General features: G+C 51.7%; 11 protein-coding genes and 3 tRNA genes. All 14 read left to right on the forward strand.

Annotated elements, in window-relative coordinates:
* Nucleotides 1–8: 8 nt before the first annotated feature.
* On the forward strand, nt 9–818 hold the full coding sequence (locus tag JDF658_RS02955) for a TlyA family RNA methyltransferase (protein ID WP_078665143.1): 810 nt from the start codon (nt 9–11) through the stop codon (nt 816–818).
* 110 nt (nt 819–928) lie between these two features.
* Nucleotides 929–1,594, forward strand: coding sequence for a helix-turn-helix transcriptional regulator (locus JDF658_RS02960; RefSeq protein ID WP_078665165.1), 666 nt, complete (start codon nt 929–931; stop codon nt 1,592–1,594).
* Entirely contained in the window at nt 1,569–2,408 is an 840-nt protein-coding gene (locus JDF658_RS02965) for a pyruvate, water dikinase regulatory protein (RefSeq protein WP_078665142.1), read from the forward strand. The genes JDF658_RS02960 and JDF658_RS02965 overlap by 26 nt, the downstream gene beginning before the upstream one ends.
* Nucleotides 2,401–5,055, forward strand: a complete 2,655-nt coding sequence (gene ppdK / locus JDF658_RS02970; RefSeq protein ID WP_079906431.1) for a pyruvate, phosphate dikinase — start codon at nt 2,401–2,403, stop codon at nt 5,053–5,055. Before JDF658_RS02965 ends, ppdK begins: the two co-directional genes overlap by 8 nt.
* 231 nt (nt 5,056–5,286) lie before the next feature.
* Nucleotides 5,287–6,258 carry a magnesium/cobalt transporter CorA gene (corA, locus tag JDF658_RS02975; protein WP_078665140.1) on the forward strand — a complete coding sequence of 324 codons (972 nt, stop codon included), beginning with the start codon at nt 5,287–5,289 and terminating at the stop codon, nt 6,256–6,258.
* A gap of 74 nt (nt 6,259–6,332) precedes the next feature.
* On the forward strand, nt 6,333–6,890 hold the full coding sequence (gene thpR / locus JDF658_RS02980) for an RNA 2',3'-cyclic phosphodiesterase (RefSeq protein ID WP_159446541.1): 558 nt from the start codon (nt 6,333–6,335) through the stop codon (nt 6,888–6,890).
* Between the two features lie 45 nt (nt 6,891–6,935).
* Nucleotides 6,936–7,535, forward strand: a complete 600-nt coding sequence (locus JDF658_RS02985; protein ID WP_079906433.1) for a flavodoxin family protein — start codon at nt 6,936–6,938, stop codon at nt 7,533–7,535.
* Between the two features lie 17 nt (nt 7,536–7,552).
* A complete protein-coding gene (locus tag JDF658_RS02990) occupies nt 7,553–8,587 on the forward strand; it encodes a deoxyguanosinetriphosphate triphosphohydrolase (RefSeq protein WP_078665137.1) in 1,035 nt (344 codons plus the stop codon).
* A gap of 150 nt (nt 8,588–8,737) precedes the next feature.
* Nucleotides 8,738–10,513: a DNA primase gene (gene dnaG / locus JDF658_RS02995; RefSeq protein WP_159071835.1), complete on the forward strand. Its 1,776-nt coding sequence runs from the start codon at nt 8,738–8,740 to the stop codon at nt 10,511–10,513.
* Nucleotides 10,514–10,548: 35 nt separating this feature from the next.
* Nucleotides 10,549–11,658: an RNA polymerase sigma factor RpoD gene (rpoD, locus tag JDF658_RS03000; protein WP_375804187.1), complete on the forward strand. Its 1,110-nt coding sequence runs from the start codon at nt 10,549–10,551 to the stop codon at nt 11,656–11,658.
* Nucleotides 11,659–11,723: 65 nt separating this feature from the next.
* A tRNA-Asn gene (locus tag JDF658_RS03005) sits at nt 11,724–11,798 on the forward strand.
* A gap of 5 nt (nt 11,799–11,803) precedes the next feature.
* A tRNA-Ile gene (locus JDF658_RS03010) sits at nt 11,804–11,879 on the forward strand.
* A 16-nt stretch (nt 11,880–11,895) separates the two neighbouring features.
* Nucleotides 11,896–11,972, forward strand: a tRNA-Val gene (locus JDF658_RS03015).
* 61 nt (nt 11,973–12,033) lie between these two features.
* Nucleotides 12,034–12,623 (forward strand): HAD family hydrolase (locus JDF658_RS03020; RefSeq protein ID WP_200805630.1); only part of this gene is annotated, 590 nt, incomplete at its 3' end.

The following is a 12,623-nucleotide window of genomic DNA, read 5'->3' on the forward strand; positions in this document are numbered from 1 at the left end:
ACAGAATAATGAGCAAAAAGCGATTGGATGCCCTTCTGGTTGAGAAGGGCTTTTTTTCCAGCAGGGAAAGGGCTAAGGCGGCCATTATGGCCGGTCTCGTTTTTGTGCAAGGCAGAAAAGTGGATAAAGCCGGGGAAATGGTGGCTGAGGAAGTGGAAATCAAAATTAAAGGGGAGGACTTTCCCTGGGTCAGCCGGGGGGGACTGAAACTGGAAAAGGCCCTGCGGGTCTTTGCCTTTTCTGTAAAAGACCGGGTGGTGCTGGATATCGGGGCCAGTACCGGTGGATTTACCGATGTCTGCCTGCACTATGGAGCTCGCCAGGTGATTGCCGTCGATGTCGGCTATGGGCAGCTGGCCTGGAAACTGCGTCAGAACCCGCGGGTGCTGAATCTGGAGCGCACCAATATCCGCTACTTGACCAAAGAGGAACTACCCCTGGTGCCGGAAAGGGTGGTGATTGATACCAGTTTTATCTCCCTGGGGCTGGTATTGCCCAGGGCCTGGGAGCTCAGCAGCGCTGATGCCCAGGTAATCGCCCTGGTCAAGCCCCAGTTTGAGGCAGGCCGGGAGAAAGTGGGTAAAAAAGGGGTAGTACGGGACCCCGGTGTACATAAGGAAGTGCTGGAGAAGGTAACGGCCATGGCCCGGGAGCAGGGGTTTAGTATCCTGGGGCTGGACTATTCGCCTATTAAGGGTCCGGAAGGAAATATTGAATATCTCCTCTGGCTGGGCAAAATAGAAACTGGATGGAGTGAAGCAGAAGTAAGTCACCGGATAGAACAGGTGATACAGGAGGCATTTGCCGGAGCTCAATAATTTTTTTTAACAAATAGCAGGAAAACAAAAAGAAATATAGTATATAATATTTATCAGAGCAACAGGAAATAGTATGACACATTTCCTTATTAGCGAAGGCGGTGAGGACTATAGAACTGACCAAACGCCAGGCTGAGATCATCCGGATTGTTAAGGAAGAAGGGCCAATTACAGGGGAGCAGATAGCCGAACGGCTGAATTTGACCAGGGCCACCTTAAGGCCTGATCTGGCCATATTGACTATGGCGGGTCTTTTGGAAGCCAGACCCCGGGTAGGCTATTTCTATTCCGGACGTTCAGTGCCAAATCCTTTTACTGAAAAGCTGATGTCCATCAAGGTAGGGGATGTTCATTCCCTGCCCAAGGTAGTGGTGGATACCGCCACGGCTTATGATGCGGTAGTCACCATGTTTACGGAAGACGTGGGCACCCTGTTTGTGGTTACCAGTGAGGGACGGCTGGAAGGAGTTGTTTCCCGCAAGGATTTGCTCAAGGTAGCTATCGGTGGCAGTGATTTGCATAAACTGCCGATTGGGATTGTTATGACCAGGATGCCCAATATCATTACCACTACACCGGAGGAAAGTGTTTTCAAGGCTGCCCAGAAGCTGATCGCTCACGAGGTGGATGCATTGCCAGTAGTCAAACCCATGAATGAAGAAGATGGGACTGAAAGCTGGCAAGTAGTAGGTAGACTAACCAAAACCAATATCACCAGGCTATTTGTAGAGCTGGTGCAAGGAGGAGGGGATTTCCATATCCCGGGAAAACTCTAAGCCGGTAGTTTATGTACTTTCAGACTCCATCGGGGAAACCGCTGAGTTTGTAGTGAAGGCAGCCCTGAGCCAGTTTAACTCAGAAGGGGAAAGTCTGATCATCAAGCGGGTTCCCTATGTGCATGATGCTGAATATTTGCGGGAGGTCATCGATCAGGCCCGGGCTGATGGAGCGGCTTTGGCCTATACCCTGGTATTGCCGGAATTACGCCGGATTTTACAGGAGGAAGCCAGAGATCTGCCCCAGGTGGATATTATGGGGCCGATGATGGATGCCCTCAGTCTGGTGATGGCAACAGAGCCCAAGCTCAAACCCGGTCTGGTTCACCGCATAGACGAAGAATACTTCCGCAAGGTGGAGGCTATCGAATTCGCTGTCAAGTATGATGATGGCAAGGATCCCAGGGGTATTACTCACGCCGATATTGTTATAATCGGGGTTAGTCGTACTTCCAAAACTCCTCTCTGTATGTATCTGGCTCATAAGCGCATCAAGGCGGCCAATGTGCCACTGGTGCCGGAAGTACCTCCCCCGGAAGAGCTGTTCAAATTGCCACCGCGCAAGGTGATCGGTTTGACCATCAAGCCGGAACAGCTCAATATCATCCGGCAGGAGCGCCTTAAAACCCTGGGCCTGACATCCAGTGCCGAATATGCTTCCATGGAGCGGATTTTACTGGAACTGGACTATGCTGAGAGTATTATGAAAAAAATCGGCTGTCCGATTATTGATGTGACCAATAAGGCGGTGGAGGAAACAGCCAGCCGCGTTTTGGAAATTTTCTACAAGGGGGAGAGAAACAAGTATGTCTAAGAAGTGGGTATACCTTTTCCAGGAAGGAAAAGCGGACATGCGAGACTTGTTGGGAGGGAAAGGAGCCAACCTGGCGGAAATGACCAATATTGGTCTACCGGTACCTCCTGGTTTGACCATTACCACTGAGGCCTGTAATGAGTACTATGCCAATGGCCAGCAGTTCCCCGCCGGCCTGGTTGACCAGATCAAGGAAGCTCTGGCCCAGGTGGAAAAGCAAATCGGTAAGAAGTTTGGGGATGAAAACAACCCCTTGCTGGTATCCGTGCGCTCCGGTGCCAAGTTTTCCATGCCCGGGATGATGGATACTATCCTTAACCTGGGTCTGAATGACCGGACGGTGGAAGGGCTGGCCCGGGCCACCAGTAACGAACGGTTTGCCCTGGACTGCTATCGCCGGTTCATTCAAATGTTCAGTGATGTGGTGCTGGAAGTACCTCATTACCAGTTTGAAACCGTTCTGGAAAAACACAAAGAGCGGCTGGGCGTCCACTATGACCACGAACTGGATGCTGCTACCTTGCGGGAAGTGGTAAAGGAGTACAAGGCCATTACCCGGCGGGAAGCCGGGGTGGATTTCCCCCAGGATCCCATGGAACAGTTGCTGCTGGCTGTTAAGGCAGTATTCCGCTCCTGGAATAACCAGCGGGCCATTGTTTACCGCAAGATCAATGGCATTCCTGACCATCTGGGTACAGCAGTGAATGTTCAGACCATGGTCTTTGGTAATATGGGCAATGACTGCGGTACCGGGGTTGCTTTTACCCGTAACCCCAGCACCGGGGAACCTGCTCTCTATGGTGAGTATCTGATTAATGCCCAGGGTGAGGATGTGGTAGCCGGAATCAGAACACCTCAACCCATTTCTACCTTGCAGGCAGAAATGCCGGAAGTTTATCAGCAATTTGTGGCAGTATGCAAAATCCTGGAAAACCATTATAAAGATATGCAGGATATCGAGTTCACCATTGAACGGGGCAAACTCTATATTCTGCAAACCCGGACTGGTAAGCGGACTGCAGCAGCAGCTCTGAAAATTGCTGTTGATATGGTCAATGAAGGGCTGATTGACAGGAAAACTGCTATCCAGCGGATTGAACCCGCATCCCTGAACCAGTTGCTGCATCGCCGTATTGACCCCAATGCCAAACTGGATGTTGTGGCCAAAGGCTTGCCGGCATCTCCGGGCGCTGCATCCGGCCAGGTGGTATTTGATGCTGATGAAGCTGAGAAGCTGGGACTGAATGGGGAAAAGGTTATCCTGGTCAGAATGGAAACCACTCCTGATGACATCCATGGTATAATCCAGGCGCAAGGGATTTTGACTTCCCGCGGTGGTATGACCAGTCATGCGGCTGTGGTGGCCCGCGGCATGGGCAAACCCTGTGTTTGTGGCTGTGAGGCCATTAAGATCGATTATGAAAATGAGCAATTCCAGGTTGGAGAACGGGTATTCCGCAAGGGAGATATCATTTCCATTGATGGTGCTACCGGTCAGGTTATCGCTGGTCAGGTACCCATGATCGATCCGGAAATTTCCGCGGAATTTGAGCTGCTGCTGAGCTGGGCTGATGAAATCCGGACCATGAAAGTGCGAGCCAATGCGGATACTCCGGAAGATGCTGCCAAGGCCCGCCAGTTTGGGGCAGAAGGGATTGGCCTTTGCCGCACTGAGCATATGTTTATGGCCCAGGATCGGTTGCCAATCGTGCAGGAAATGATTCTGGCCGAGAACAAAGAAGAGCGGGAAGCTGCCCTGGCCAAACTGCTGCCTATGCAGAGGGAAGACTTCTATGGCATCCTGAAAGCTATGGCTGGCTATCCAGTCTATATCCGTCTGCTGGATCCGCCTTTGCATGAGTTCCTCCCCAATCAGGAAGAACTGGTAGTGGAAATAACTACGCTGAAATTGACCGGTGGAGACCCGGCGGTGATTAAGGCTAAAGAACAGTTGCTCAAGAAAGTCCGGGCCTTGCATGAGTTTAACCCCATGCTGGGTCATCGCGGTTGCCGCCTGGCCATCACCTGGCCGGAAATCTATGCTATGCAAGTACGGGCTATCTATCAGGCAACCGCCCAGCTGATCAAAGAGGGGGTTGACGCTCGACCGGAAGTGATGATTCCGCTGGTAATTGAAGCGGAAGAATTGCGCAAACTGCGGGAGCTGAGCGTTCAGGTTGCCAAAGAGGTGATGGCTGAGTATGGCGTAGAGGTGCCGATCAGTGTCGGTACCATGATCGAGCTGCCGCGGGCCTGTGTCACCGCTGATGAAATCGCTCCCCATGCCGATTACTTCTCCTTCGGTACCAATGACCTGACCCAGACTACCCTGGGCTTTAGCCGTGATGATGCTGAAGGCAAGTTCATGCAGGACTACCTGGATCAAAAGATCTTTGCTGAAAATCCCTTCATAGTTCTGGACACCAGGGGAGTTGGCAAATTGATGAAAATGGCTACCCAGCTGGGACGGCAGGCTAACCCTGCACTGAAGGTGGGTATCTGCGGTGAGCACGGCGGTGAGCCCAAATCCATCTTCTTCTGCCAGGAAGCCGGTCTGGATTATGTCTCCTGTTCACCTTACCGGGTTCCTATCGCCAGGTTGGCTGCGGCCCAGGCAGCTCTAGGGGATGTAACGCGGGATAAATAATAAACAAAAAAATCTAGAGCTCTGCCTTGTGGCAGAGCTCTTTTTTGTTGACAATCATATAATACAGGAGTATAGTTTAAATGTTAGGAAATCCGCAGAGACCGGAGGTGAGGGGAAAATGGACGGAGGCCCCAGTCGAGAGGGTTACTGGCAACAAATGAATAAACGGTGGGCAACTGCCTTTTCCCGCTCCGGAAAGGTGGTTGGCCCTGCCTGAAAAGGGGGGTAGCCATGCTCTGCATTTATTTCTATGATCATGCCACCAACAAAATCTACTTTGATGCCGACCTATCCCGCAAGGATGAGTACCTCAAGGACCCCCGCAATTTACTCTGGATTGATATTTATGATTGTACCGCCAAGGACCTGGAATTACTGGCCAATGCCTTCCAGTTTCACCCAATGGCTTTAGAGGATGTTTTGCAGGAAAGTCCTCGGGCCAAGGTTGACCGCTATGATGATTACTATTTCTTCGTTTTCCACTCCCTGCGTTATGATGAGGAAAGCGATGAAGAGATTACCACTGTGGAACTGGATGTTTTCCTGGGCAGTAATTACCTGGTAACCATTCACAAGGATGCCCTGTCCAGTGTGGCCCGGGTAGTGAAACAGTGCTGGTACACCAGCCGCTTGATGCAGCGGGGGCCAGATTATTTGCTATATAACCTGGTGGACGGTATTATCGATGAATATTTCCCCATTCTGGAGCGGATTGGCGTCCGGATTGACGAACTGGAAGATGAGCTATATGTCAATCCCATTCAGGAAGTAACCGATGAGTTCCTGGCCTTAAAGCGGACCATCCTGTTATTGCGAAAAGTAATCATGCCTCAGCGGCGGATTTTTGCCAATGTCAATGGGCGTTATTCCTTTCAAATTCAGGAAGAGAATAAACCTTATTATATGGACCTGGTGGACAATATTGAACGCATTATTGACACTACCGATACCTACCGGGATCTGGTCAATGGCGCTATGGACACCTATTATTCCATTGTTTCCAACCGCACCAACGAGGTAATGCGCTATCTCACCATTATCTCTACCATTATGATGCCGTTGACTTTTATCACCGGTTTGTTCGGGATGAATGTACCCTTGCCGGGGGCCCACAGCCCCTATACCCTGTATATTATATTGCTGGGGATGCTGGGGTTAACCGTGATCATGCTCTGGTACTTCCGGAATAAGGACTGGGTCTGATGGGGATGAGGGCTGTTAAAGACCGCTACCGCTGGTTTTTAACAGCCTTTTTCCTATGCGAAGGAGGAATTGACGTGCGTCTGTTTCTTGGTTTATGGTTGCCTGGGCAGTGGCGGGAGCGCTTAGCAGGCCTGGAGGTGCCCTGTCCCGGGGTCAAATGGGTAGAAAAGGAGAACTTGCATCTGACCCTGCGCTTTCTGGGAGAAGTAGATGAAAAAAGCCTTCCCAGCCTGCAAAAACATCTGGCTTCGATTTCACTATCGCCTTTTACTCTGCAGTCTTCCGGGCCAGGGGCTTTCCCCGATCGGTCGGCTCCCCGGGTGCTCTGGTGGGGGGTAAGAGGCAGGACGGAGAGGGATAGTCAGCGGCTATTTCAGTTAAAGACAGAGGTGGATGAAGCCTTGAGCCGCTGGGGAATGGCACCGGAAGCCAGGGGCTGGCGACCCCATATTACCCTGGCCCGGGTAAAAGAAGGAGCCAGGGTTTACTGGCCGCCGCAGCAAAATATCCTACTGGCACCCTGGCCGGTAACCGGATTTGCCCTGATTGCCAGTACCTTAACCGCTCAGGGGCCAATTTATCGAAACCTTTGTGAATTTTCTTTGTCGGGGCAGGAAGAAAAAAAGGGCTGAGCGAATATATTATTAGGAAATTAAGAGTAAGAGGTGAAGAAATAGATGCTGATAATAGGTATCAATGGCAGTCCCCGCCAGGATGGCAATAGCGGTTTTTTGCTGGAACAGGCCTTAAAGGGGGCAGCAACCTTAGGAGCGCAGACGGAGATTATCCAGGCCGCAGAAATTCTGGCAGATGTAAAGGTACCCTTTTGTACGGTCTGTACCAATCCCTGTGCCGGGGTCTGTGCCCATAACAATAAACTGGGCGAAACCTATGAACTGCTGAAAAAGGCCGATGGGATTATCATGGCCAGTCCTGTCTATTTTGGCACTGTCAGTGGACAATTGAAAGCATTCTGGGATAAAACCCGATATCTGCGGCGGGACAAACATTTACTGAATGTGGTAGGAGCGGCTATAGCCTGTGGAGCATCCCGGTTTGGGGGCCAGGAGACGGCAGTAGCTGCCATGCATGATATGATGCTAGTTCATGGGATGGTCATTGTCGGTGACGGTTTTGCCGAACTCGATTGCGGTCACCAGGGGGTAGGGGCGCAAAAACCCGCTGAGCAGGATCAGGATGCGGTCCGCCGGGCGGAAATGCTGGGGAAACGGGTGGCCCAGGTTGCTCTGGCCACGGCAGCTATTCGTCGTCGCTAACTTTTTGAGGTGAGAATATGATCAGAAGAGAAACAGAACTATGGGAGGAAGAACACCTTTCCCCGTTTGCTGCTCGCAGCAGTCTTAGCCGTGGCCGGCAGCGGGAGGAAAAAGAGTGTGATGTCCGCACCGCCTTTCAGCGGGACCGGGACAGGATCTTGCATTCCAAGGCTTTTCGCCGTTTAAAACATAAAACCCAGGTGTTTATTGCTCCTGAAGGAGATCATTACCGTACCCGGTTGACCCATACCCTGGAAGTAGCGCAAATCGCCCGCACTATTGCCCGGGCCCTGCGCTTGAACGAAGATCTGACGGAAGCTATTGCCCTGGGCCATGACCTGGGCCATACTGCTTTTGGTCATGCCGGGGAAGAGGCTTTGCAGGAAGTCTACCTGCCCGGGTTTGCCCATAATGAACAAAGTTTGCGGATCGTGGACAAAATAGAAGGCGGAGGAGCGGGTCTGAATTTGACCTGGGAAGTGCGGGATGGTATTCTCCACCATACCGGTGACCAGGATCCTGCTACCCTCGAGGGGCAAATTGTTAAAATTGCAGACAGAATTGCCTATATCAACCATGATATTGATGATGCCATCCGGGGCGGGGTTCTGGAACTGGATGATTTGCCCCGGGATTTGCTGACAGTGCTGGGTCGAAAACACTCCGAGCGGATAAACATCATGGTCAGGGACATGATTGAAGCCAGCCGGCAGCAGCCGCGCATCAGGATGAGTCCGGAAATCTGGGAAGCGACCATGGCTTTGCGGTCTTTTCTTTTTGAACGGGTTTATGTGGGTTCTCAGGCTAAAGCCGAAGAGGAGAAGGCCAAAAACATAGTGCAGGAGCTTTACAGTTATTATGTCGAGCATCCGGAACAGGTTCCGGCTGAATTTTTGACCATCGCCCGGCAGGAAGGGGAAAGTCAGGGTCGCAGTGAGGAGGAGAACCGGGCCCGGGCTGTGGTAGATTATGTGGCCGGTATGACCGATCGTTATGCCATCAAAAAATATACCGACTTGTTTGTTCCCAGGGGGTTTCCCCTTTTTCAATAAATTTTTTCGAATAAAGCAGGAATTTGTCTTGTTAAGGCGAATATACAGTAAATTGTCTGACCTCTTAAAATTGCCTCTTGACAAGCAGCAGGAAATCTGTTATTAATGGCGAACTCTATTTTTATCCTAATTTTAAAGCAGGTGAGGCTGGTGGGAGGATTCCTTTCACCCCAATTCATAGAGCAAGTGCGCTCAGCCAATGATATAGTAGAGGTCATCAGTGAACATGTCCTGCTGAAACGCCAGGGGCGGGAATATGTGGGACTTTGCCCTTTTCATCAGGAAAAGACTCCTTCTTTCTTCGTTTCACCGGAAAAGCAGATGTTTTATTGTTTTGGCTGTCAGGCTGGAGGAGATGTAATCCGTTTTTTGATGGATAGCCAGCGCCTGACTTTCCCGGAAGCGGTGGAACGGCTGGCAGAACGGGCGGGATTGCCTCTGCCCGTGATGGAGGGAGAGACCAGGGAACTGGGTCAGAAGACAGAAGGGTATGAGCTCAACCAGCTGGCAGCAAGATATTTTAGCTGGCGCCTGGAAAGGCCGGAAGGTCAGGAGGCCAGACAGTACATTGTCCGGCGCGGTTTAAACCAGGAAACTGTACAGAAATTTGCCCTGGGCTATGCCGGCCCGGAGTGGGACCACCTGACCAGAGCCTTCCGCAAAAGAGGTTATGATCCCAGGGTGCTGGTGAAATGGGGGTTGAGCCGCACTGGCAGTTATACCGGCCAGTATCTGGACCTTTTTCGCCACCGCCTTATATTTCCCATTTTCGACACCCGGGGTAGAATTATTGCCTTTGGTGGCCGCATCCTGGGTGAGGGGCAGCCGAAATACCTCAATACTCCGGAAACTCCTGTTTTTGATAAGAGCAGTAATCTCTATGGGCTCTTTCAAGCCCAGCAAGCAATCCGGGACCAGAATCTGGCTATTGTGGTGGAAGGTTATCTGGATGTGCTTTCTCTCCATCAGCGAGGTATTACCAATGTGGTTGCTCCCCTGGGGACAGCTTTGACAGAAGCCCATGGCAAGCTGTTGCGCCGCTATACCGACCGGGTGGTGATCGCCTTTGATGCTGACCCGGCCGGACAGAAGGCAGCTCTGCGTTCCCTGGACCTGTTGCTGGGCCTGGGGCTGGAAGTGCGGGTACTGGTTTTGCCGGATGGGAAAGACCCGGATGAATATTTGCAAAAACATACAGTGGAAGAATTCAGGGAATTACTGGCTACAACTCTGGATTTGCTGGACTTTAAGCTCAAACTCTGTGCTGAGAGCTATGACCTTAGCACACTTACGGGCAAAAGGCAGACCTTGCAGCTGATTATACCCAGTCTGGCCGCAACTCGTGACCATTTGCGCCGGGAAGAATATATCCGACGCCTGGGCCAGGAACTCAACCTGTCCTGGGAGACCATTGAAAGCGAATTGCGACTTTTCTTGCGCCAGAGGGATAAAATTGTAAAAAATAGGCATACTATTGATAATGTAAGCCAGAATTCGCCAAACCATCCGATTCTGGATGGGTTAACCAAAGCGGAATGGTGGCTGGCCCGCCTGGTGGTGGAATATCCCCACTGGTGGCCGCGAGTGCAAGCCAGTCTGGGGGAGAAACCCTGGCGGGATGAACAGCTGACCAGGGCAATGCAGGTCTGGCAGGAGACAGGAGCCCTGCCGCAAAGTGATGTGGAACTGGGCCCGGTAACTGCTCGACTGTTGACTCTGCCAGTGCCCCTGGAACAGGCTGAAGCCACCTTGCAGGATTGCATACAAACCCTGGTGAAGGGAAGGCTACAAAGAGAGCGGGAAGAGATTTTGAAACAGATTAAGGCTGCGGAAGAACGGCGGGATTTTCAGACTGTAAAGGAGCTGGCCAGCCGTTTGACCCGGTTGCAGAATAATTCTAGCACCCTGGAAAGGGGGGGAGCTTGATGGCAAAAAACGAAGAACAACAAAATAGCAAAGACATGAACGCCCTCAAGGAAGAACTCAAGAAACTGATCGACAAAGGCAAAAAACGGGGCCTCTTGACCTATGGCGAAATCATGGACACCCTCCAGGGTGTGGAATTAACCCCGGAACAGATCGATGAAGTCTATGAAACACTGGCAGGGATGGGCATTGAAGTGGTGCCGGAAACCGGGGAAGTGGACATGCTGCCGGCTGATGATTTGCCCCCTGTAGATGATGAATTTCCTCTCACCGAAAACCTGGAAGATGAACTGAACCTGGATATACCGGAAGGTATCGGGATTGATGATCCGGTTCGCATGTACTTGAAGGAAATCGGGCGGGTGCCCTTGTTGACCCCGGAAGAGGAAATTGAGCTGGCTAAACGCATGGAACAGGGAGATGAAGAGGCTAAACGCCGGCTGGCGGAAGCCAACTTGCGCCTGGTGGTCAGTATTGCCAAACGCTATGTGGGGCGAGGCATGCTGTTCCTGGATCTGATCCAGGAGGGGAATCTGGGTTTGATCAAGGCGGTAGAAAAATTTGACTACCGCAAAGGCTACAAATTCAGTACCTATGCCACCTGGTGGATTCGTCAGGCTATCACCCGGGCCATTGCAGATCAGGCTCGTACCATCCGGATTCCGGTGCATATGGTGGAAACTATCAACAAGCTGATTCGCGTTTCCCGCCAGCTCTTGCAGGAACTGGGGCGAGAGCCTTCACCTGAAGAGATTGCCGAGGCTATGGATGTACCGGTAGAAAAAGTGCGGGAAATTATGAAAATCGCCCAGGAACCGGTGTCCCTGGAAACCCCTATCGGGGAAGAAGAAGACAGCCATCTGGGAGATTTCATCGAAGATGAAGATGCTCCGGCACCGGCGGAAGCAGCCAGTTATCATCTGCTGAAGGAGCAGCTGGAGGAAGTGCTGAGCACTCTTACCCCCCGGGAAGAAAAGGTCCTGCGCTTGCGTTTTGGCCTGGAAGACGGTCGGGCCAGGACTTTAGAGGAAGTGGGTCAGGAATTCGGGGTGACCAGGGAACGGATTCGCCAGATTGAGGCCAAGGCTTTGCGCAAACTGCGCCATCCCAGCCGCAGTAAAAAGTTGAAAGACTTTTTGGAATAAAATCTCGGCAAAAAAGGCCTTGACCAGAAACGGCATTTGCCTTATAATATCTAATGTCGCGGCATTCCCCGATAGCTCAATGGTAGAGCGCCCGGCTGTTAACCGGTAGGTTGCAGGTTCGAGTCCTGCTCGGGGAGCCATTGCTGGGCCTATAGCTCAGTTGGTAGAGCAACCGGCTCATAACCGGTCGGTCGCTGGTTCGAGTCCAGCTGGGCCCACCACTATCCAGTCAGGAGAGGGCGATTAGCTCAGTTGGTTAGAGCGCTTGCCTCACATGCAAGAGGTCACAGGTTCGAGTCCTGTATCGCCCACCAGCATAGATTACAAGCCAGGCTAAGGCCTGGCTCTTTTGCTATTATCAGGGAGGAGATCGAGGTGAAGTTAATTTTGTTCGACCTGGATGGGACTTTGACGGAATCCCACCCAGGGATAATTAACTCAGTTCAATATGCTTTAACCAAACTGGGGATAGAAGAAAAAGAGCCGGAGCGGCTGGTAGCCTTTGTAGGGCCGCCTTTGCGACAATCTTTTCAGAAATTCTACGGCTTAAGTGAAGCGGAAGCAGACCAGGCGGTGACGTTTTACAGGGAATATTTCCGGGAACGGGGTATGTATGAAAACCGGGTTTATGCCGGTGTGCCGGAATTACTGGCCGGGTTAACCAGGAGTGGCCGTCGCCTGGCAGTAGCCACTTCCAAGCCTACCCTTTTTGCAGAAAAAATACTGGCTCATTTTCAGCTAGACCAGTATTTTGCTGCGATTGTAGGCAGTCATCTGGATGGCAGCCGGGTCAATAAGGGTGAAGTGATTCGTGACGCGCTGGGACTGTTTGCAGTTGAACGGGACCAGGTGTTGATGGTGGGGGATCGGGAGCATGATGTGATTGGGGCCCGGGAAAATGGTATTAAAGTCATTGCAGTTACATACGGTTATGGTAGTGTGGCAGAGCTGACAGCGGCTAGGCC

The sequence above is a fragment of the Carboxydocella sp. JDF658 genome (genome assembly GCF_002049395.1).
Classification (GTDB): Bacteria; Bacillota.